General features: G+C 39.9%; 21 protein-coding genes. 12 read left to right on the top strand and 9 right to left on the bottom strand.

What is annotated here, in order from left to right; translation table 11 throughout:
- Positions 1–70: 70 nt before the first annotated feature.
- Positions 71–1,345: an aminotransferase class I/II-fold pyridoxal phosphate-dependent enzyme gene (locus tag H7U22_RS10910; RefSeq protein ID WP_187071391.1), complete on the bottom strand. Its 1,275-nt coding sequence runs from the start codon at positions 1,343–1,345 to the stop codon at positions 71–73.
- Positions 1,346–1,475: 130 nt separating this feature from the next.
- Between H7U22_RS10910 and H7U22_RS10905 the strand changes: the two genes are divergently transcribed.
- The 8 genes from H7U22_RS10905 (at position 1,476) to H7U22_RS10870 (ending at position 7,338) form a co-directional block, all read left to right on the top strand.
- Positions 1,476–1,922: a hypothetical protein gene (locus H7U22_RS10905; protein WP_187071390.1), complete on the top strand. Its 447-nt coding sequence runs from the start codon at positions 1,476–1,478 to the stop codon at positions 1,920–1,922.
- A gap of 408 nt (positions 1,923–2,330) precedes the next feature.
- The gene (locus H7U22_RS10900) at positions 2,331–2,912 is read left to right on the top strand and encodes a methyltransferase domain-containing protein (protein ID WP_187071389.1); all 582 of its coding nucleotides are present in this window, start codon (positions 2,331–2,333) and stop codon (positions 2,910–2,912) included.
- A 38-nt stretch (positions 2,913–2,950) separates the two neighbouring features.
- Entirely contained in the window at positions 2,951–3,529 is a 579-nt protein-coding gene (locus H7U22_RS10895; RefSeq protein ID WP_187071388.1) for a class I SAM-dependent methyltransferase, read from the top strand.
- An 81-nt stretch (positions 3,530–3,610) separates the two neighbouring features.
- On the top strand, positions 3,611–4,318 hold the full coding sequence (locus H7U22_RS10890; RefSeq protein WP_187071387.1) for a Crp/Fnr family transcriptional regulator: 708 nt from the start codon (positions 3,611–3,613) through the stop codon (positions 4,316–4,318).
- Between the two features lie 96 nt (positions 4,319–4,414).
- Complete coding sequence (locus tag H7U22_RS10885; RefSeq protein WP_187071386.1) at positions 4,415–5,656, top strand: NADP-dependent isocitrate dehydrogenase; 1,242 nt, start codon at positions 4,415–4,417, stop codon at positions 5,654–5,656.
- A 204-nt stretch (positions 5,657–5,860) separates the two neighbouring features.
- On the top strand, positions 5,861–6,160 hold the full coding sequence (locus H7U22_RS10880; RefSeq protein ID WP_187071385.1) for a DUF983 domain-containing protein: 300 nt from the start codon (positions 5,861–5,863) through the stop codon (positions 6,158–6,160).
- 139 nt (positions 6,161–6,299) lie between these two features.
- Positions 6,300–6,674, top strand: coding sequence for a response regulator (locus tag H7U22_RS10875; protein ID WP_248284722.1), 375 nt, complete (start codon positions 6,300–6,302; stop codon positions 6,672–6,674).
- Between the two features lie 220 nt (positions 6,675–6,894).
- Positions 6,895–7,338, top strand: coding sequence for a hypothetical protein (locus H7U22_RS10870; RefSeq protein ID WP_187071384.1), 444 nt, complete (start codon positions 6,895–6,897; stop codon positions 7,336–7,338).
- Between the two features lie 98 nt (positions 7,339–7,436).
- Here the strand turns inward: H7U22_RS10870 and H7U22_RS10865 are convergent, their stop codons facing one another.
- Positions 7,437–7,871, bottom strand: coding sequence for a DoxX family protein (locus H7U22_RS10865; RefSeq protein ID WP_187071383.1), 435 nt, complete (start codon positions 7,869–7,871; stop codon positions 7,437–7,439).
- 129 nt (positions 7,872–8,000) lie between these two features.
- Positions 8,001–8,534: a YceI family protein gene (locus H7U22_RS10860; RefSeq protein WP_187071382.1), complete on the bottom strand. Its 534-nt coding sequence runs from the start codon at positions 8,532–8,534 to the stop codon at positions 8,001–8,003.
- A 246-nt stretch (positions 8,535–8,780) separates the two neighbouring features.
- Between H7U22_RS10860 and H7U22_RS10855 the strand changes: the two genes are divergently transcribed.
- The 3 genes from H7U22_RS10855 to H7U22_RS10845 all read left to right on the top strand — a co-directional run bounded on the left by H7U22_RS10855 (position 8,781) and on the right by H7U22_RS10845 (position 13,539).
- Complete coding sequence (locus H7U22_RS10855; protein WP_222621839.1) at positions 8,781–10,007, top strand: Pycsar system effector family protein; 1,227 nt, start codon at positions 8,781–8,783, stop codon at positions 10,005–10,007.
- The gene (locus H7U22_RS10850) at positions 9,986–12,598 is read left to right on the top strand and encodes a BamA/TamA family outer membrane protein (protein WP_248284721.1); all 2,613 of its coding nucleotides are present in this window, start codon (positions 9,986–9,988) and stop codon (positions 12,596–12,598) included. The genes H7U22_RS10855 and H7U22_RS10850 overlap by 22 nt, the downstream gene beginning before the upstream one ends.
- A 98-nt stretch (positions 12,599–12,696) precedes the next feature.
- The gene (locus tag H7U22_RS10845; RefSeq protein ID WP_187071380.1) at positions 12,697–13,539 is read left to right on the top strand and encodes an oxidoreductase; all 843 of its coding nucleotides are present in this window, start codon (positions 12,697–12,699) and stop codon (positions 13,537–13,539) included.
- 59 nt (positions 13,540–13,598) lie between these two features.
- Here H7U22_RS10845 and H7U22_RS10840 read toward each other — a convergent pair whose 3' ends face one another.
- The 6 genes from H7U22_RS10840 to H7U22_RS10815 all read right to left on the bottom strand — a co-directional run bounded on the left by H7U22_RS10840 (position 13,599) and on the right by H7U22_RS10815 (position 21,413).
- Entirely contained in the window at positions 13,599–15,815 is a 2,217-nt protein-coding gene (locus tag H7U22_RS10840; protein ID WP_187071379.1) for a tetratricopeptide repeat-containing sensor histidine kinase, read from the bottom strand.
- 267 nt (positions 15,816–16,082) lie between these two features.
- Positions 16,083–17,003 carry an alpha/beta fold hydrolase gene (locus H7U22_RS10835; protein ID WP_187071378.1) on the bottom strand — a complete coding sequence of 307 codons (921 nt, stop codon included), beginning with the start codon at positions 17,001–17,003 and terminating at the stop codon, positions 16,083–16,085.
- 26 nt (positions 17,004–17,029) lie between these two features.
- Positions 17,030–18,034: an MBL fold metallo-hydrolase gene (locus H7U22_RS10830; protein WP_187071377.1), complete on the bottom strand. Its 1,005-nt coding sequence runs from the start codon at positions 18,032–18,034 to the stop codon at positions 17,030–17,032.
- Between the two features lie 29 nt (positions 18,035–18,063).
- Entirely contained in the window at positions 18,064–19,848 is a 1,785-nt protein-coding gene (locus tag H7U22_RS10825) for an amidohydrolase (protein WP_222621838.1), read from the bottom strand.
- Positions 19,849–19,863: 15 nt separating this feature from the next.
- Complete coding sequence (locus tag H7U22_RS10820; protein WP_187071376.1) at positions 19,864–20,646, bottom strand: alpha/beta hydrolase; 783 nt, start codon at positions 20,644–20,646, stop codon at positions 19,864–19,866.
- 11 nt (positions 20,647–20,657) lie between these two features.
- Positions 20,658–21,413 (bottom strand): SDR family oxidoreductase, encoded by a 756-nt coding sequence (locus H7U22_RS10815; RefSeq protein WP_187071375.1) that lies wholly within the window; start codon positions 21,411–21,413, stop codon positions 20,658–20,660.
- Positions 21,414–21,739: 326 nt separating this feature from the next.
- On the opposite strand from H7U22_RS10815, the gene H7U22_RS10810 reads away from it, so the two are divergent.
- Positions 21,740–22,864, top strand: coding sequence for a sensor histidine kinase (locus tag H7U22_RS10810; RefSeq protein ID WP_187071374.1), 1,125 nt, complete (start codon positions 21,740–21,742; stop codon positions 22,862–22,864).
- The last annotated feature ends 24 nt before the right edge of the window (positions 22,865–22,888 follow it).

The following is a 22,888-nucleotide window of genomic DNA, read 5'->3' as shown; positions in this document are numbered from 1 at the left end:
TGCTGCAGCGTGAATTGTTTTGGGCATTTCAGCGATAAATCATGATCAGGAATTTCAGATCCGCTGCAGGTTAGGGATGGTGGACCGCGAGCTCACCAGTTATGTTTTCTGGCGCTTTTCGCTCCTGATCATAAAAGCCCCCTCCTAGTTTGGAGTTAATGTTTTTAAAAATGGCGACAGTCTCCGTGACTTCTTCCTCGCTATGGTTAGCGGTTGGTATCAGCCTGAGAATAATGATGCCATGGGGAACTACCGGATATACGACCATCGAACAGAAGATGTCATGGTTTTCCCTCAGATCCCTCACCAGGTTGGCAGCCTGGGTGATTGATCCTTTAAGGTAAACAGGCGTAACCGGACTTTCTGTATTGCCGATCTCCAGCCCTGCTTCCCTAAGTCCATTCTGCAGTTTTTTCGTGATATTCCAAAGCCTTTCCCGAAGCTCAGGCATTTCCCTGATCATACGCAACCGTTGGTGAAGGCCATATACCAGTGGCATAGGCAAAGCTTTTGCATAAATCTGCGAGCGCATATTGTACCGGAGATATTGTATGATTTCTTTTTTTCCGGAAACAAAGGCTCCGATTGCAGCAAATGATTTTGCGAAGGTTGCAAAATATAGGTCTATTTCCTCCTGGATACCCTGCTCTTCTCCAGTGCCCGCACCACTTTGTCCCATTACGCCGATTCCGTGCGCGTCATCAACCAGAAGGGTAAAATCAAACTTCTTTTTAAAACCTATAATCTCCCGGATTTTCCCGGTATCACCACGCATTCCGAAAACACCTTCAGTAATCACCAAAATACCTCCATTGGTTTTTTTTGTGATTTTTTGTGCCCTGATCAGCTGCTTCTCAAAATCGGCAATGTCGTTATGCTTGAACACGAATCGCTTGCCAATGTGCAGCCTGAGCCCATCGATAATACAGGCATGTGCCTCGGCATCATAAACAACAACATCATGGCGGTCAAGTAGGCTATCGATTATTGATAACATGCCTTGATATCCATAGTTGAGCAGGAACGTATCTTCTTTTTTTACAAATGAAGATAATTTGGCCTCCAGCATTTCATGCAGAATGGTATTTCCTGTCATCATTCTTGCTCCCATAGGATAGGCAAGTCCATACTGTCTGGTACCTTCCTCATCTGCTCTTCGCACTAGGGGGTCGTTGGCGAGACCAAGATAATCATTAAGGCTCCAGACGAGTTTTTCCCTTCCATTGAAAATCATCCTGTTGCCGATTTCTCCCTCCAGTTTTGGATAGGCAAAATAACCATGTGCATAATGGGCGTGAATGCCCAATGGGCCTAATTTCAACAGGTTTTTTTCTACTAAATTCATGACTTTCTCGTTATTACGACCTTTACTATATATTGGGTAACTGCCACAATATGTTATTCGGCAGGGTTTAACCGGTTTCAAATCTAACTGTTCTATCCCGTGCAGTACCGGAAACTTATCAGCCCCAGAGATGATAAATATCATTGCCCGGTATGACATTTTACCTGAAAAGGCTATTCATAAGCATGTAATTTTGTATGCCGGATTAGTAGAAGTCTACGGCCATTGTGCCGTTGGCTACCGCTACTCCGAGAAAGAAATAAAGCGAATGAACGAGATTTTTTATGCAGGATACGATCTTGAAAAGGCGGGTTTCAATTTTTCTGCAAGGGGCAGGGAAAATGAGGAGAACCTGGAAATTCTTTGCGGGATAGTGGGAGACTTTGTGCGCTTCTCTAAAACCAGGGCAAAGTTGGACGAGCAATCAATCAGGGAGATGTTGATCGATTTTACCGGTTCGCAACCTGAACTAATGCCTATTGTTGTACTCGCTCTAGATGGGAGCGGTGAGGTTGAAAAACAGAATATCAATCGGGATCATGCTATTTTTAGCAAGCTTTTTGAAAAAGGTATCTAAAGAACTCCAAGAATGTGGGCCTTTTGAAAAAGTGAACCTGGAAAGTTCATGTCTTAAAATGAAATCAGATGAATGGGATTCCCTTATCGGTAACATATAATTTTAAAGTATATATGTTCTATGTTATCTCCTTCCTGCAGGAGAAGATTACCTCGGTTGAAATACTCCTGGAGGGCAGAAACTATAGCCTTGTTCTCGGAGAGGATAATGTATGGTCACAGCAGATCATCAAAGGAAATATACAGATTGAGGCTGGGCTCCTAGACAAGTTGACGCACATTATCGCTCAGCGATGGCTTAAGAAAACCTGATTATGCTAGGCAGGTTAAGGGGGTTTTATACATAAAGAAAAAGGAATATATTTTTTTGTTCCATTACACAGGCAATAACCTCACATAAGGGATCAACATGATTAATAAGATTTTCGATAACGACCAGGCCTTTGATTGGCTATATCCCAAGCAGCTTCAGCTGATGTCCAAAAAGCAATGGACTCCTTTAGCTGTTGCCATTCAATCTGCAGCCTTCCTTGCTTCCCCAGGCTCAAATATTCTGGATATAGGAAGCGGTATCGGGAAGTTTTGTCTCATTGGTGCCCAGCAATATCCGCAAACCATGTTCTTTGGTGTGGAGCAGCGGACCAGACTTGTTTATTATGCGAACGATGCAAAAAACCTTCTGAAGCTTGAAAACCTTGAATTTATACACGCCAACATCACCCAGATAAATTTCAGAGCTTTTGATCATTTTTATTTTTATAACTCTTTTTTTGAAAACATTGATTTTGTAAACAGGATCGACGATTCTGTGGAAACTTCCATTGCACTATATAGCTACTATACCCAATACCTGAGGGCAAATCTGGACCGTATGCCGATAGGCACAAAAATAGTGACCTACCAGAGTTCCGGAAGGGAGGTTTCCGAAAACTTTAGCTTGGTCGGTAGCGCAATCAACAATCTTCTCAAGATGTACATCAAGATCACTTGAGAGACTTTAATCTATTAATAATAATTGAAATCAAAAAAATGATAAATACCTATTTCGATCACGATATCCATTTTGATTACCTGTATCCGGATCATATTCAGCAGCTATCCTCGGTCCACTGGACACCGATTGATGTTGCCAGAAAGGCCTCCGAATTCCTTTCCTGCCCTGGACATAAGGTGATGGATATCGGTTGCGGGGTAGGTAAATTTTGCCTGACCTCGGCCTTTTTTCATCCAGATACGCGATTCTATGGAATTGATCAGAGACCGTCGCTTATAAAACATGCAAACGATACCAAAAAACGCCTTCATCTCTCCAATGTCGATTTTATAAGCGGCAACATAACAGATATAGATTTCAGGGAATACAGGAGCCTTTACTTTTTTAATTCATTTTATGAGAATCTAAATACCCTTGCAGGGATTGATTCAACGGTAAACAGAAACTGTGACCTCTATCGTTTTTATACCCAGTTGCTTTACAGGAAACTTGATGAACAGCCCTCAGGTTGCAGACTGGTTACCTATTATACCAAGCCTGCACAGATTCCGCCGTCTTTTAAGATTGCTGAGGAATTTTACCACCCAGAACTAAAAATGTACAAAAAGGACTAGTTGAGCACACCGCATATTGAGGTAATTGCTGATGAGTGTAGAGCAAGGCGTTTACGCATGATATAAGTTGTACCTTTATAAATGAGCCTATCCGGAATTTTTCCCATCGATAAATGGAATTTTAGTACACACTCCATATTGAATGTGCTGACCGAGGAGGAATATAAATTTCTGATCTCCGATCAGCCTGCCCAGAAATATACGATGGGAGAGGTCATCTTCAGGGAAGGAGTCGTGCCCTCGGGAATATATTTCATCCATAAGGGCAAGATAAAAAAATACAAGGTTGACCACCTTGGTAGGGAACAGATTATCTATGTGGCAAACCAGGGCGAGTTTATCGGTTACCACGCAGTACTTTCGGAAGAGCGCTACCCGGATTCTGCGGCGGCAATAGAGGAGAGTATATTGAGCTTCATACCCAAAGAGGATTTTCTTCAGGTTTTGGGAAACTCGCCACTGCTCACCTCACGGATGTTAAAGGCGCTCAGCCACGAGTTTACCGTGCTGGCGAACAGCATCTCTGTTTTTTCGCAGCGCTCGGCGATTGAAAGGCTTGCAATAGCACTAATTTTTCTCAGGGAAAAATATAAACAGGATCTTAATGAGCAGGGTGAGATCCTCATCAACATCTCCAGAAATGATCTCGCCAACCTTGCAGGGCTGGCGAAAGAAAATGTAATCCGGCTACTGAAAGAATTAAAGTCTGAGGATATCATCTATACCGAGGGTAGGAAAATCTGGATCAAGAATATTGAAAAACTGATTATCAGATCAAATTACCGCTAAAACTGCTTCCATACTTCACGGGCCTGGGTACTAATTAAGGTCCGATCGATTCTGTTGATGGGGAAAAATTTATTTCTCCGCCAAAAAAATATCATTATGGAAATTAAAAAAATCAAGGTAACATCACCGATAGTTGAGCTGGATGGTGATGAAATGACCCGTGTTATATGGAGGTTTATAAAGGATAGGCTCATAATTCCTTATCTGGATCTTGATATTAAATATTTTGACCTTGGGATTGAGCACCGAGATATGACCGGTGACCAGGTGACTATAGATGCATCCGAGGCCATTAAGAAATATGGTGTAGGAATCAAGTGCGCCACAATCACGCCAGATGAACAGCGTGTGGAAGAATTCAAGCTTAAGGAAATGTGGAGGTCCCCAAATGGTACGATTCGAAATATTCTGGACGGTACTGTTTTTCGCGAGCCAATTGTTATCGAGAACATTCCAAGACTGGTTTCCAACTGGACGAGCCCCATCTGTATCGGAAGGCATGCCTTTGGTGATCAGTACCGGGCTACGGATTTCCGTACAAAGGGCAGCGGAAAGCTGACTATAACTTTTAAACCCGATGACGGGCAAGGGGAGGAAAGCTACGAGGTGTATAACTTTAAAGGGAACGGCGTTGCAATGGCGATGTACAATACCGACGAGAGTATATATGGCTTTGCCCGGGCATGTTTTAATCAGGCCATTGCAAAAAAATGGCCACTCTACCTATCTACAAAAAACACCATCCTAAAAAAATACGACGGGCGTTTTAAATATATCTTTCAGGAAGTCTTTGAAAAAGAATTTAAGGGTGCTTTTACTGAATTAGGGATTACATATGAGCACCGTCTGATTGACGATATGGTTGCCTCTGCACTAAAATGGAACGGAAACTTTGTATGGGCATGCAAGAATTATGATGGAGATGTGCAGTCGGATATCGTTGCACAGGGCTTTGGATCTCTGGGACTTATGACATCAGTTCTGATTACTCCAGACGGAAAGGTCATGGAAGCTGAAGCAGCACATGGAACAGTTACCAGGCACTTTCGGGAACACGAGGCTGGCAGGCCCACCTCGACCAATCCCATTGCATCAATTTTTGCATGGACCAGGGGACTGGAGTTCCGCGGGAAGCTTGACGGGAACCAGCAGCTTATAGATTTTTGCCAAGCACTGGAAAAAGTCTGTATAGAAACGGTAAAGTCAGGCAGTATGACCAAGGATCTTGCGGTATGTATTCATGGAAACGCAGTTGAGCATGGCAAAGATTATCTTTATACCGAGGAATTTCTTTCGAAACTTGATGATAATCTCAAGCTTGAACTAGCAACGACATAAGTTATTTTTTAATTGGAATGGAGATGATTTTTGATAACGAAATCAGGATTTATCTTCCATTCCCTGTTTACAGTCCTACAGCTCTTCAACTATCTTTTTTTTTAGGCATACTTTGATTTTATTTCTATGAACGTATCACAAACCTTTGCTTTTATACACGCCAAATGCCCAAGGTGCAGGCTGGGCAATATGTTTTAAAACAATATGTATGGGTTTCACTTTCAGCACATGAATGAGTACTGCCCGGTCTGCCATTACAGGTTTGAGCGTGAGCCAGGATGTTTTTACGGGGCGATGTACGTCAGTTACGGAATGAACGTTATCGAATTGCTCTTTGCCTGTATATTGACCTACATGATCACGGGCGATCTGAGTTCTTTCTGGCTATATATTGCCGTGCTTACCATAGCTGTTCTATTACTCGCACCGTTTAATTTTAGATATTCCAGGGTGATGTTGTTGTTCTGGCTAACTCCGGGAGTAAAATATGATCCCAGGGATTAGATAGTTATCGGAATGTCAGTTAATTGATATATTTCTGAGGAGTGTTAATTGTTTTGAATCTTATGATAAGTTCGCAAACGTTTCCGCGATAAATGGAGTTGATTATAAATACTTATAAGTTTAATGGGTAAGCCTTAAAATGGATTTGAGGATGAGAATATGTGTACTTGAAGATAATAATGATATACGAGAAATCGTTGAATTTCTTCTTGAATCGGAACAATATGAGGTATTCAGTTACGCCAATGTATGTGATTTTATGAACGGTGCACTAACTAGGCAAGCCAATGCCTTTGTACTCGATGTAATGCTGCCGGATGGAAATGGTATAGAGGTATGCAAAGTATTAAAATCCCTGCCCGAAACCATGCATATACCCGTGCTGATGATGAGCGCAAATTATTCAACAACTGATGCGAATTATAACTGTTCAGCGGAGGATTTTATCAAAAAGCCATTCGATATCGTTGACTTCGTAAATAGGGTAGATCTGCAGACTGGAAAAATCCGGTAAAATCTAATAAAGGAATGTTAATGCTTAAGCAGTTACCCTGTTTAAAATATTGCTTTAAATTGTGGTGTTTTTCTGTCGTAAATAAATCAATAAAACTGGTTTTTCCAAAATACACTTAATAAATGATTATTAGGTTCTGGATAGATAGTATTGGAAATCTCTATTTCTTGGATGCCTTTCAAAATCAGCCTCATAAAAACGAATATTTGCAAGGGACAAGATGTTGCAAGATGTAATTCTTGATTTTGAATACCGTAAAATTAAGATTGAATGCGAAAGAAGCATTACGATTCTTGAGGGAAAACTGCTCGAGATTTCCCGTGGAAATTTGAATTTAGAGCCAATAGTTGCAAAAGCGACTGGAATGCTAACAAATCTGCCTAAAACCTATTTAAATGCAGATTCTGAAGGGAAAAGGCGTTTAATCAGTTCGATCTATCCCGAAAATTGGACTTTTGACGGAGAGTTACATCGAACTGTTCGGCTAAATGAGGCAATCCGCGTTCTAGGTAGTTTAAAAGGGGTTTTTGAGGGCAAAAAAAAAGGCAAATCAAAGGATAATTTTGATTTGCCTACTATGGTAGCCGTTACTGGACAAATTTCGAACTTTTTCTTGCCTGATTTGCAGGAATTGGTGAAAGTTGCTGATTATTTCACAATGTAGTACTCGATATCAGATAACTTCAAAATTTGAAATAATTTTGAACGAATGATGTCTGGAAGAAATGAATGCAAAATAGACAGCACATTTTTAAAATAAACTTATAGTTTATTAGATACGCTACGAAAGAAATAATGATCCAGCGAAAATCTTCCGGGCCCAACAACTGCAATCAATAAATAGCCTAAGCTGAACATAAATGGAACATCCCTCACAATTAAGGGATCGTTTCCATGCACAACAAAATAACCTGTTAATGTAACTGCAAGAATTGGTAAAGTGGCAAATCTTGTAAACAATCCTATTATAATCAATTGAGGCAAAAGAAGATTGGCTGTTATTGCAAGGATTTCATTTAGGTTCTGTGGAATGCCAAACGGATTGGGCACGACTTCCGCAACGCCCCCAATTCCAATTTTTTTAAGTCCGTGTACAATAATTAGCTCCAGTGATATAGCTATCCTATAAAACAGCATGCAAAAATCCATTGTTCTTTTGCTGGTGCCACGAAATGATAAGATTTTAAATAAGCTCATTACGCTATTGTTTAATTACATTCAACCACAATAATTATCTTTAAATTGATTCTATTAAAGTTTTTTGAATTTTCTTGAAATCCAATAAGCTATAATAGAGTGGATAATGCGTTTCATTTTATTTGCAGTTTAGAACTCAGTTTTGATCAATTGAATGTTGCAATTGATACGGATTAGATCACCAACGACAACCTGACCAGCCTCTGTTATGGCGTTCCATATCAGGCCGAATTCCTTGCGGCTTATTGCACCTATAATTGTGAAACCTGCCTTTTGCTGACCATACGGATCCGTAATTTGTCCACCAAATTCTACCTCAAACGTTATTTCTCTGCTTATACCTTTAATCGTGAGTTCGCCAAGAAGTATATATAAATCATTTTTCTTTTCTAATCTGCCACCCCTTAGTGTAATTTCTGGGTAGTGCTCGATGTCAAAGAATTCTGCAGATTTTAAATGCTCATCGCGTTGTTGATTTTTCGTGTTGATCGAATTCACATTAATAGTAAAATCGATTTCAGTTGCACTTGTAAAATCGTCATCATTCGTTGTAACATCCAACTTATAGGTTCCAAAGTGTCCTGTAATGGTTGTAATCATAAGGTGTTTTACCTTAAATTCTACTTCGCTATGCGAAGGATCAATTTTCCAATGGTTTGTCATATTTTTTTTTCTGTTATCAATACAATTAATACGCCTTTGTGTTAATTACCTGTAAAACAGTTTGTTGTATTTTTTGATGCTTTTTTGACCTGCGTTATTTCGCCAAAGTCACAGCCTGGATTGCTGGATATCGTTATATTTTTTTCATCTGGTAAAAAAAATTAAAGCGTTTTTCGTTGAATAACGATATTTCGCAGATTAAACCTCGTGGTATAGGTTTATTGCTTTGATTTACAGTGGTTTATGGTGTTGGTGTGGTTTTGGCCTCTCCTCAGAATAATCAATCTAAAATCAATGGGAAAGCCATCACCAATTATAGCAATCAAGCAATTTGTCAAAAACAGCCTTATGGAATTTCATAGTGGCGAACTACCCTTTCATAATTATCAACATATAAAAGAAAAGGTAAAAACGGCTGAAAAGGTCTCAAAGCATCAGGTCTTATCGGAAGCCGATCATGTTGTTCTAATTAGCTCACTCTGGCTTAGAGAAATGGCATTTTTAATAAAGCTAAAATATGATCATTCGGATAGTGCGAAATCCCTGACGACCTTTTTATCTGAACTTAACATCGGTATAGCGCAGATGGAGCGGATAAATATTCTTTCTCAGGCATTACCTACACCTCCGGGAAAAGAAGATTCTCTTTTAATGATTCTTGAGGATCTTGATTTTTATTATCTCGGGCGGAAGTCCTTTTTCAAAGACAATGAAGCGCTTCGCAAGCAAAATAATATCCTGCAAGAAAATAGAATAAATAAAAAAGATTGGTTGCTAAAAACCTGGGATCTGATTTCAGCATTTAGGTTTCAAACTGAATTTTTGCATTTACTTCTGAATAGGCAATTGCAAAAAAATATTAATCGAATTAAAAAAATAATCTCAGATTGGAAAGAAAAACAGCCCAGTCTTCAATTATTAAAAGGAGAAAATAACATTCCAGAGAAAGGAATAGAAACAGTTTTCAGAATTGCTTCTGCCAATAACCAGCGAATGAGCAGTATGGCAGATAATAAAGCACATATTCTAATCACGGTTAATGCCATTATCCTTTCAGCGGTTGTTAGTCTAATTTTACGTAAACTTTCAGAGCAGCCTTATTTAATCTGGCCAACCTTTATGCTGATTGCCATGAGTCTTGCTACTATGGTGCTGGCGATAATAGCTACGAGGCCGCATATTTTCTCCGGCATATTTACCACTGCTCAATTGGATGCAAACCAAGCCAATCTGCTTTTCTTCGGTAATTTCTACAAAGTGAACAGAGCAGATTATCGCACTGCCATGCTTCGACTTATGGAAAGTAAAGATATGCTCTATACCAACTTAATTTATGATATACATGGCCAGGGCGTTGCTTTGGCAAAAAAATATCACCTGCTCAGAACTGCTTACATCATCTTTATTTATGGATTGGTTATCTCAATATTTTCTTTTTTAATCGCCACGTTATGGAATGCAAATTTAAGTTAAGAGCTGGAACCTCAGCTTGGACACGCCTAGTCGGGAAAATAGAATTAATTATGCAACGCATACAAATCACCTGTGTTTTATGCATGGTGGTTAGTTATGGCTTCTGCCAGGCTAAGGCAGATAGCATTAAATTAAGGTTGGTGCCAAAGTATGACAGCGTTGGCAGATTTCATCGAAAAATTTTTGGAGACAACTACCGAAAAGATTATGCACAATCGGTTAAACTTCCCGTTATCCACCTATCCGAAATTGCAGGGGGTTTGACGGCCATCCAGAAAGGTGGTGGCAAACAGTCCAACTCCATTCGGTTGCGAGATCTAAAGGGAAAAGAATGGGTGCTAAGGAGTGTACAGAAATATCCGGGGGTTTTATTGCCTGAACCGCTAAGGCAAACCTTTCTGCTCGAAATAATTGAAGATAATATGTCGGCAGAGTATCCATTTGGAGCCTTGGTTGTTCCTGCCTTGGCTGAGGCTGCGGGGGTACCGCATAGCAATCCAATTATTGGCGTTATTGCACCGGATAGCCGTTTAGGTGAATTCGCAAAGGAGTTTGAAAATACAGTATGTCTTTTAGAAGAAAGGGAACCAATCGGTAAATCTGATAATACAGCTAAAATGTTTGACAGGCTTGATGAAAGCAATGATGTTGGGTTTGATGCCAAACTTTACTTTAGAGCTAAGTTGCTGGATGTGTTAGTAGGGGATTGGGATCGACATGAAGATCAATGGAGGTGGAAGCCCGAAAAAAGGAATGGAATAACGACATATCTAGCCGTCCCAAGGGACAGGGACCAGGTTTTTTTTAGGTCTGATGGTTTTGTGCAGCGAATGGCTCAATCGAACTGGTTATTACCAATGATGCAGGGTTATGAAAGAAATCTAACAAAAATTAACTGGTTTTTATGGGAAGGGCGAAACATTAACAGCAGATTGCTTGCAGAACTTGACAGGAAAGATTGTGAAATCATTGTCAGAGATTTTTGTGCCAAAATGAACAATCAGGTATTGGAGAGTGCCCTTGCCAAACTCCCGACAGAAGGATATGTTACATGGCATAATCAAATACTATCTCAGATGAAGCAAAGGAGAGATTTGTTGCCAAAGTTGATGGATGATTATTATAGGTTCTTCAACAGGATCGTTGATATTCAACTTTCGGACAAAAACGAATCTGTAAGAATTTTGGATGGCCCAGACGGGGGAATGCTCGTTACGGTGAACAAAGTTTCCGATCTAGGTGTTGCTGCTAAAGTTTTGTATCAAAGGTTATTTGATCCCGCAATAACAAAAGAAATCAGAATTTATCTGCATAATGGATCGGATAGCCTCGTTTTAGATCAACAGCACTCAGAGATAAAAGTTCGTATAATTAGTGGTGAAGGCGATAAAAACATGACTTTTAATCACGTTGCCGGTCGGACAATTGTGTATGGACAGAAAAGCGACGAACGATATACTGGTCGTAATTTGAAAAAGGTGAGTATTCACGATTCATCTGATACGACAAATACCTCCTACATGGCTAAAGATATGTATAAGAGATCGTTTGTTGTTCCGAATGTTGGTTATAATAAAGATGATGGTGTAATGTTAGGCCTTTCAGCAAATTTTACGTTTCCAGAATTTAGAAAGCTACCGAATTCAAATGTCCAAGCCATTGGGTTCGTTTATTCCTTTGCCAGCAATGCCTTTCAAGTCAACTATCATGAAGAATGGTCTAAGTTTTTGGGTCAGGCGAGCTTAGTTGTTGAAGCCGGAATCCAGGTGCCAAGTAACAGGCAGAACTTTTTTGGATTTGGAAATAATACTACAAATGCTGAGGAAATATTCGGAGTCGATTATTACAGAGCCAGATTTAATAACTATCAATTGGATGCGATGTTAAAACGGAGATGGCGAAAATCATTTATTCAATTTGGTCCATCTCTACAACTTTACAGTTACGGAGCCGGCAATGCCGGCAGATTTATCGAAAATAGAAATTTCCTGTATTCTCCAGATAGTTTGACAATTAAAGAGCCGAAAGCCTTTGCCGGTTTCACCGCTCAATATTTGATGGATACACGAAACAGTAAGCTTTTACCCAATACAGGGATTTTGTTGCACGTCCGCGTGAAAGGTTATACGGGGCTCAGTAGCTCTTCAAATACATTCGCGCAACTTACAACTGATTTATCCTGCTATGTAAAACTGAACCGGAAAGGGGGGCTTGTACTGGCCGAACGGATTGGAGGAGGAATTACAGCAGGTAAGGAGGCTTTTTATCAATCGCTTTATCTGGGTGGGCAAGGTAATTTGCTTGGGTTTAGACAGTACCGTTTTGCCGGAGAAAAGATCTTATACAATAATCTGGAATTACGGGCTAAACTTGGTCAATTCGTAAACTACATTCTACCGGGCGAATTCGGTATGATGGGCATGTACGATGTGGGTAGGGTTTTTGTTTCCAATCAAAATTCTAAAACGCTGCACCATGGCATCGGAGGCGGCCTTTATTTTGCGCCCGCTTCTCTCACTCTTTTTCGATTTGTTGCAACACATTCAAATGAGGGTTGGTATCCGTACATCTCCATGAGTTTTAGGTATTAAGGTAGAGCTCATCCTATTGATAAGCATCAATAAAGGCCTGTTGAATAGTGGACGTGTTTAAGCCTCGAAGATTGAATCACATTAAAAACATAAAAAAAATGAATAATACAAAAACATGGTTCGTTACCGGAACCTCACAAGGCATTGGCCTTGAACTGGTTAAAAAAGTGTTGGCTGCTGGCGACAATGTTGTTGCCGCTTCCCGAAGCAACATGTCCTCTATTTTGGATTTGGAAGCTGATAAAGGGCGTTTCTTACCCATACAGATGGATCTCAAAAATGAAGAAAGCATTGTTAAAGGCGTACTTAAGGCTATTGAAAAATTTGGCAGGATTGATGTTTTAGTCAATAATGCCGGTTATGGCTTATTGGGTGGTATCGAGGAATCTTCAAAAGAAGAGGTTCAAGATAATTTCGATGTGAATGTATTTGGTTTATTAAGTGTAACGAGGGCAGTTTTGCCCTTTATGCGAAAAGCGAATTCTGGACACATTTTCAACATTTCCTCTGTATTCGGATTGATTGCAGGTGCTGGGTGGGGAATTTATTGTGCTACTAAATTTGCCGTTGAAGGGCTCTCAGAAGCATTGGCTCAAGAAGTTCAGCCTTTTGGGATACAGGTTACAATTATAGAACCTGGTTATTTTCGAACCAATTTTCTCAATGCAGGATCGGTTATCTTACCGAAGCAGATTGTTGAGGCCTATACTGAAATTACAGAGATAAAGCGCAAGCATGCCCACGAGATTCCCGGCTCGCAACCAGGAGATCCAGAGAAGGCAGCAGAGGTAATTTTTAATACCGCACTTTTGGCTAAGCCGCCACTTCGTTTGTTATTGGGATCAGATGCTGTGCAATATGCCAACTATAAGATAAGCATGTTACAAGCAGAGATGAAAGAATACGAAGCGGTGAGCATTTCAACAGATTTTCCTCAATAAAAATATTCTTTAAGAGTCGAATTATTTTAAATGCAATTTTTTTGGTGTAAGGTGGCGGTTTAAGAAGAAGCCATAAAAGTCTCCGTTTTAAAGCTGATTTTGATCAGCAGACCGTCACCTTCAACAATTTCGAAAGTTCCGCAAAGTTGCTTGCTCAATCCTTTCATCAAGTTTATGCCCATAGAATCTATCTTTTCCAGATTAAAACCTTTTGGCAGGCCCATACCATTATCCTGTATATGAAGTGTGTTTTTTTCGTCCTTCTTCCCTCGTAAATAAACATGAATAATGCCCGGTGACTGATCTGGGTAGCCATATTTGATTGCATTAGTGATCGCCTCGTTTAGAATCAGCCCAAGGGGTACAGCCTGCGACACATCCAATGAAATTGGATCTACAATTTTGTCGAAATTTATCCTCGTACCCAAGTCAAAACTATCTTTTAGATGCTGGATCAGTTCATCAATATATTCAGGCATACTGATCAGGTTTAAACCTTCTGATTGGTAGAGCTTCTGGTGAATGAGCGCAATGGAGCGCATTCTATTCTCACTATTCTGGATGGCAGAGAGGGCGATACTGTTATCTATATATGTCGATTGACGCTGTAGTAAGCCCATAACAATCTGCAGGTTGTTTTTAACCCGGTGATGAATCTCTTTCAGAAGCCACTGCTTTTCAACAAGTAAACTGTCTTTTTCTATCAATAAGTCATCCTTTTCTCTAACCAAAATATTTAGGGATTCATTTTTCCTTTGTTTAAAACGATAGCTTTTGTAAAGCAACACCAGAAATAAAACCAAGATGGCTACACCGGCCAAAGTCAAATTTCTAATGCTATTTGCTTTTTGGATCGTTGCTAGCTGAATCAAACTGTCGCTTCGAAGGATTTTAATGTCTTTATCTTTTTTTTCTGTTTCATATTCGATCTGCAGTTGCTGGATTTGCCTGGTTTTTGAAATCGTAAAAATCGAATCATTGATTACTTTAAACCTTTGGTAATGATTGATTGCAGAGCGGAATGCACCACCTGCTGAATCGATTTTAAAGCGGAGCAGTTCAAGATCTTTCAACACCAGGGCATCGCCAACCCTAATATTAACGGAATAAAAAGCGGCCTGTTTAAATTTCTTCTGCTCCCCGTAAAATTTTGCAATATCCAAATGAGCAATTTTACCTATTTCACTGGAGTCTCTACCAAGTCCTTTAATCATTATCAGATAAGCTTTTTCAGCGGAATTAAACATACCTAATGCCTCATAACAATATCCCTCTATCTGCGCAACAATTGCGGCTTCGTATTCGCTATCTGGTGGGTGTTTTTTTTCGAGTCCGATAATATATTTCAAACCCTCAGCAGCCTTGTTTTTTGTAATCAGTTGCTGAATTACAAAGCCCGCTGTTCTGAAAATAAATTGTTGCCTGGCATGGATTTTCTCCCGAATGAAAATTGTTTTTTTATAATAATAAATGCTATTGTCTATATCCCCAGTAGCCTGGTACACTTGTGCCAGCTCACCATATAAAGTTTCTGCTTTGGAGGTATCATTGGTGAGACTCATCCTGCGTACACCGCCTAAAGCAAAGGATAATGCTTTGTTTAAGTTCCCATTATATCGGCTTAGAAATGAAATCAGGTAATAAGCCATTTCTAAGTTTTTAAAACGTGTGTTTTTGTATTTAACAATCAATTCAGCACATTCTTTCTCTGCCAAATCCGGTTTGCCCAAATACATTTTATCCGCCGCCATCATAAAACTGAGCAAAATTACCTTATCTGTATTATGTAATTTTTGAAAAATTGTGATTGCCCGCTTATAATATTCTGCCACATTTATTCCTTCTTTGGTGAGATCCCTCAAATAGCTCCCAAGTCTTTCATAGGTTTTGGCCTCATACTCAAGATTGCCCTTGTCCTGAAAGAGTTTAACACTTTTCATAAACCAGGCTTTTCCATTAGGAATGTTGCGATTGTCTATTTCAATTTCACCCAAATTCATCCAGATTGTTCCTTTCCCACACTTGGATTCGTCTTTTACCAAATGGCTAAGTGCTAATGCTTTTAGAAAATAGGTTTTGGCAGAATCCAGATCCGCTGCGTTTTTTCCGTGGCGCCTAGTTTTGTAGAATTCACCCAGGTCATTTAAAATTTTAAGTTGGTTGGAGTCCGGTTTGCTTTTCTCAAGTAGCTGCAGTAACTTTTGCTTCGGTTGCTGAGCAGATACTCGCACCAGCCAAAACAAGGTGAAGACCGTTATTAGAAAGAGTTTATTCATAATAATTTGGATTTGGTGGATAAGAAAAAGTCAGCTTTAATCATTTTGGCTTCTCCACTAAAGACAAATGTTAATCCATATTAATTGTATTGGTTAAAATTATTTTAATTAACTGATAATCAGCTTGTTTTGGCTTATCTGCAAAAGCTGATATTTTGTGCTTCAACGATATTACGTTGCCACGGCTAAGTCGCAATTAAATAAACAAAAGCATCCTACAGTTTATGTAGAATGCTTTGTTGAACTAGAATACTGGAACTTCCTCTATTATTTTAAAAAGAAGTTCAAAAGATCCTTTTGAACCTGTGCGGTATTTTCCTGTACAACCCAATGTCCCGAATCTTTAATCACAGATTCCACTACATTATCCGCTACCAATTTAGTGTGTGTTGCAAGGAACGGTGCGGCAAAATGATCTGAGCCCATAGCTAATACGGGCATAGGTAGTTTGCGCTTGGCAAAAATCATATTGTCTTTAGCATCCTGATCGAAATATCCAAACCAATGAAAAGCACCAGTTGTTGCGCCTGGTACAGAATAGGCACGAATAAATTCATTACGTTCAGCAACAGTGAAAGCATTTTTTTGAAAACCAACAACCGGCCAGAAATCTGTTAAAAACAGCCCTACTTTACCCGAAACCAATTCCCCAGCATGGGGCTGTGCAAAAAAACCAAACCACCAGGCTTGCGCCTTTACTTGGCTCCATACGGGTTCAATTCCTGGCAATAAGGCATCCATTAATGCCATTTTTTTAACTTCTGTCGGAAACTGTGCTGCATAGGCGTAGGCAACCATTAAGCCAATATCATGGCCGGCAAGGTTTATGTTTTTATAGCCTAGTTTCTTCATAAGCTCATGCATATCCACGGCCATGTTCTTTTTATCATAACCACCTTTTGTTTTTCCAGATTCGCCCACACCCCGCATATCTGGAGCAATTACTGTAAAATGTTTAGAAAGTTCTGGCAATAATCTGTTCCACATGTACCAGTTCTGACCGAAACCATGTACAAGCAGTAATGGTGCGCCCTTGCCTCCAATTACATAGTGGAGTTTAACACCGTTCACAGTTGCATACTGATGTTTGAAATTAGATGGTGGGTTAGTGGGAATGGCAGCCATAACGTTGCCAATAAAGGCAGTAAACAGCATTGTAACAATTAGGTTTTTGATTTTTGTTTTCATGATTTTTATTGTTTTTGATTTGTATATTATTTTTTATTGTTGCTAATATCTTTGTAAGCATTTGGTAGATTAAAATTGCTGTGTAACCAGTTGAACAAAACATAGCCTTTGTCATATTCTTTCATTTTAACCACTTCTTTGGTTTGCTCAAGGCTAAGGCCTTTATCTACGGCCGCCTCTACTTCTTTTTTAAGTTCCTGAACATAATCTATCGTGTATTTGATCCCAGCCTTGTTGGTGATTCTACCATGACCAGGGATCACAATGGCATCTTCCGGTAAAAAGTCATACATCTTTTTAAGGTTTGCGGCTGGCTCCAGAAAGAAACCATCGAACAACCAAGGGATAGCAGGGCTTTCGGCGATGAAAGGATTTCCAGCCCAAAAAACTTTTTGATTTGGCATCCAAACAAACAAATCTGCGGGAGATTGGGCCGTTCCCACATTAAGCATTTCTACAATTTTGCCTCCACCTAAATCAACCTTTAAATTGCTGTTTTTGGGAATAACGATATCCGCAGGGCGAAAAACTGTATTTTCTATTCCTCTGCCAGTGCCAAACAAACCGACCATGAACTGTTTTATGCCTTCGTAGTTTTTCTCCAGATTGTCTTTGGCAAATTCATTTTGAATGATAATTGTTGAAGCCGGTAATAAATAATTTCCGAAGCAATGGTCACCATGATCGCTTGTATTTACCGCAAATAAGATAGGTTTATTCGTTACCGAACGGATCAATTTTACTTCCTGATCGTAAAGACGCTTGGTTAGCATCACTTCTATAAGCAATACGCCTTTTTCGCCGATAATAAATCCGCCAGTAGTGGCCTGAGGAGTACCTTTGGAGGTTTCGGTTCCGGCCGTAGTGGGAATAATGGCATAAATATCTGTACTGATCTTTTGCAGTTCCAGTGTTACTTTATTGGCATCCCAAATGGGTACAACAGGTGGCATTGGCATTTGAGCATATGCCATGCCGCACAATAACAGCAACAATAGGCTTAAACCAGATTTTTTTAATAACTTTTTCATATTGATTTTTTTTAATATTTATGTTGATTTTATTTTTGATAACCGCCGAAGTATTTTACAGGCGACCATGCCGGGATCACTTCAGGAATTGGAGGGCTTTGAGCGGCATACTTACCTGATGCATAAACCACTTTCCCATTGACAATTGTCATTACTGCGGTGATGTTTTTAATTTTGTCGGGAGCAGAGGTAAAATAATCGTCAGATAGAATAACCATATCGGCATACATGCCCTCAATCAGTTTACCCTTCAGTTTTTCTTCTCCAGAGCACCATGCACTACCCGATGTATATAACTGCAGTGCAGTAAATTTGTCTAAGACCTCTTCCTTCGGCCAGAACTGCATACCCCCAATGGTTTTGCCTGTAAGCAACCAATGCAATGCCATCCAAGGGTTGTAGGTAGAAATACGTGGAGCATCGGTCCCCATTCCAACCGGAACGCCCATCTCTAGCATTTTTTTGATGGGTGGTAATTGTGTTTTTGGCTGTCCATACATTTTGGTATACAGTTCGCCTTGAAAATACATTCGGAACTGTACCGCAATACCACCACCAAGAGCTTTTACTCGCAAGAGTTCTGGTTCGGTAATGGTTTCTGCATGATCGAAAAACCATCGTAGTCCGTTGAAAGGGATATCTTTGTTCACCTTTTCAAACACGTTTAGCATCCTGTCTATAGATTCTCCATACGTAGCATGCAACCGGAAAGGCCAGCGGTTTTTAACCAGTAAACGGATAACGGGCTCCAGATCTGTCTCCATATCTGGGGATAGCACAATCCTAGGTTCCAAAAAATTTTCGAAGTCTGCAGCAGTTGCAGTCAGGTTTTCGCCTGCACCCTCTAGCGTATATCCATTGGCCATTAACAAATGGTCATTTTGATTTGGATGGGTGAGTGCAATCCATTTTTCATAATCGCTAAACTCTTTCCCTTTTTGCTGGGCGAATAAATAGTAGGATGTTCTTACCGTTAATTTTCCTGCTTTGGCTAATGCGAGAGAAGCCTGATAATCTGCATCATAATTTTGTGAACCTCCAGCAGCATCAACCACGCTGGTTATCCCAAAACTGTTAATCTCACGGTAGAAATGCGCTGAACTGTTTATTCTTTCTTCATCTGTAAGTTTGCCTGTTAGCGCAAGTGTGCGATAAATGGCCATGGGTGTTTCTTTGGCGTAAAGTAATCCGGTCGGCTTGCCATCTTTATCAAGCTCAACAACACTTCCGGGATAACTGGTGTTCTTATCATAGCCCAGCACTTCAATACCTTTTTTATTCAGAAAAGCCTTGCCATATAAGTAGGTTATGAATACAGGCTTATCTGGAACTGCTGCGTTAATCTCATCAATTGTAGGTTGCCTTTTTTCTGCGAATTGGAATTCGTTCCAGCCCCCAACTACCTTAATCCAAGCGCCCGGTGGTGTTCTTGCAGCTTGCTCCTTCAGCATTTCCATAGCACGTTTTAAGGTTTTTACACCGTCCCATCTCAATTCCATATTGAAGTTCAGTCCTTCGCGGATGGCATGCATGTGACTATCGTTCAATCCGGGGATAACGGTTTTTCCTCCGGCATTAATCAATTTGGCTTCTGAAGATTGATAGGTTTTGAGAATAGTTTTTGTGGTGCCCGTAGCGAGGATAAGACCATTTTTTATGGCTATAGCTTGTCTAAATTCTCCCTCCTTGGCCATTGTGGCAATTTTTCCATTATAGATAATTAGGTCAGCCTTTTGCTGGGCCCTGACCTCCATTGCAGTTAAAATTAGCAGCAAGCATAACAGCTTTCTGCCGATCATAATTAAATTTTTCATGTTTTTTATATATGGTTATAATTCGTTAAGCCACTTCAATATAAAATTGGCGTTCTCCTGCCATCCCGGTTGCCCAAGTACAAAGTGGTTGCGACCAACAAATTCCTTATAATCGGTTATTGAGCCCGTATGCGTATATTTTTTATAATTGGTGTAGTTCAGCGATGCGGGTATAAAGTGATCGTTACTTCCCGATAGGAATAATAGCGGTGCATGCGGGCGAGTGAAATCTATTTTCGCAGCACTTGTAGTTGCATCTCTTACCACTAGCTTCGACTCCGGAATCAGTAACTTATAGTAAGCATCTTTCTGTTCCTCGTAAGACATGCTATTGGTAAAAGCATATTGCCATTGGGCAAAAGACATTAAAAAAGTTTTTTTTGCATCTGTAAAAAAACCGAGTGCAGCCCAGCCGGCCTTGTAAAATGAAAATTTAAAGGTAAAAATGCCCTGAGGCTGTAAAGAATGGATCGCAATACCTGCTGTAGCCAACCCTTTTTGAACCAGAAGTTGCGTTATAAGACCGCCCATGGAGTGCCCTATCAAGATGGGCTTTTCTGGCAAGGCTTCTACAATGCCTATAAAATAAGCTATCAAGTCAGTCAACCTTAAGGAGGCTACTTCCGCGTCCGGGTGTCTTTGGCGCAAAGTGCATGCTGGCGCATCTTTATATGGCCAGGCGGGTGCAATCGTTCTGTAGCCCTGTTGCTCAAAGTATTCTTTCCAGTCGTTCCAGCCGTCGCTGCTTACGAATGCACCAGTAATAAAAACAATGATTTTAGAATGAGTCATTTTCATAATATGTAGCGTTAATTTATTACCGGATTTACGGTGAGACCACCGTCGATAATCACTTCGGTACCGGTGATGAATGATGAATCGCTTGATGCCAGAAAGCTGGCCAATTGTGCAATTTCCTCTGCCTGGGCAAATCTTTTCAATAAGATTTTTTCACTTAAAAGCTTACTAAAGCCATTAAGTTCTTCACTGTTCATTCCAAGTTTTTCATATACCGGAGTTTCAACAGGGCCGGGCGAAATACAGTTTACTCGAATGTTTTTAGGCGCAAGTTCGGTGGCCAATATCCTGCTCATACCAATAATCGCTGCTTTGCTTGCTGAGTAAACGGCTGAATTTGGCATACCAACGCTGGCATTTACAGAGGTGTTGAAAATTACGGATCCGCCCTCGTTCAGGATGGGTAATAATTTTTGCAGGGTAAAAAATACGCCCTTTACATTGATGTCCATTAGTGTATCGAAATGGGACTCACTTGCCTGTTCAAATGCCTGAAATTCAGCTACTCCGGCATTTAAAAATATACTGTCCAACGTGCCAAATTCTGATTTTATTGAAGCCACGAGTGCATCAATTGCTTGGAGGCTTGCCTGATCTGAAACATAGCCGGTTACACCCAGTTCGGTAGAGGCTTTGGCAATAGCATCTGTATTTCTGCCGGTAATGATCACGTTTGCGCCTTTGGCTTTAAATAGTTTAGCAGTTGCGTAACCGATTCCGCTATTTCCGCCGGTTATAAGCGATGTGTGTTGCTGAAATGTATTCATAGTCATATTATTTGATATGAACCCATATTGGCAAGCTCTGAGCCATTTGATTAACTAATTGAAATACAGTGTTTTATTTTTTTTTAAATATTTGATTTGACTTTATATCGTTATCTTCTGAAACCAGACAACGAGATAAGGTAAGTAAGGGGTTTTGACTAATTGCAACGATATTTCGTTGTCGCAAATACTGCAACGATATTTAGATGCCGCACTTTGGCTCCCCAGAAGAAACTTGCCTGACTTTCTTAAGTCTACACAGCCTTTTTCTAAGCTAATGCGGCTTTTCATTACTTTGGCTTGCTTTGTGCAAGGCCGTTAGTTCGATGAGAATACTTTTAATATTAATTTTATCTGTTGGTTTTTCTGCTGTTGCCCATTCGCAACAACCTGTCAAACCGAGCGATTCGGTACGGTTAAGCATTTTTTCTCAAAAAATCAGAGCCTATTCCACAACAAAAGATTATTCATCGGCGCTTAAATATTTAAAACAGTATCAACATGTAAAAGATTCTATTTTGGAGGTTTACAAACAACAACAAATTAGTGCACTTCAATTAAGGTATCAAACGGTAAAAAAAGACTTAGAGGCCAAATCAAAAGAAAAAAACATAAACCTCCTTATTGGCCAGAATAGTTTAAGGAACACAAACATTTACCAAGCCCGGATAATTCGAAAAATTACCATTGGCGTGATCATGACTATAGCCTTTTTATTGGCCATTAGTTTTTTGCAATACCGCTTAAAAAAACAGGCAAATCTGCGTCTCGAAAATCAACAGGATGCCATCAATCAAAAAAACAATGCTTTGGAACATCTTTCTAAGCAAAAGGATACACTTTTAGAAGAAAAGGAACTGTTGATCAAAGAGATCCATCATCGGGTTAAAAATAATTTGCAGGTAGTTATCAGTTTGCTTAATACACAGTCGGCTTACCTGAATGATATTAAAGCGTCTGAGGCAATTCGCCAAAGCCAGCACCGCATGCAATCCATATCGCTTATCCACCAAAAACTTTACCAGTCTGAAAGCCGTGCATTGATTAATATGAAAGAATATACGCAGGAACTGGTTCAGTATTTACAGCAAAGTTTTGAAACCGGAAACAGGATCGCCTTTAAGTTGAACATTGGTGATATCGATCTTGATGTATTGCGTGCAGTTCCCATTGGTCTTATTCTAAACGAAGCAATTACGAATTCGCTTAAGCATGCTTTCCCCGCCGATGCTGTGGGTCAAATTGCCATTGAACTAAAATGCTTAAAAGGAAAGTTGTTAAAATTGATGGTTACCGATGATGGAATGGGGCTTCCTCCCGAGTTCAATATAGACATCTGTCAATCGCTAGGGATTAACCTTATGAAAGGAATGTGCAAGCAGATAAGTGGTCAAATCGCTATGGAAAATGAAAATGGTTTGTATATCACAATCGAATTTCCGGTGAGTTAATTTTAAATCGATATCGGATAAATG

Origin of the sequence: Pedobacter fastidiosus (assembly GCF_014306625.1) — a bacterium.
In the GTDB taxonomy this organism is placed as follows: Bacteria; Bacteroidota; Bacteroidia; order Sphingobacteriales; family Sphingobacteriaceae; genus Pedobacter; species Pedobacter fastidiosus.
This window is presented reverse-complemented; position numbering and strand designations above follow the sequence as displayed.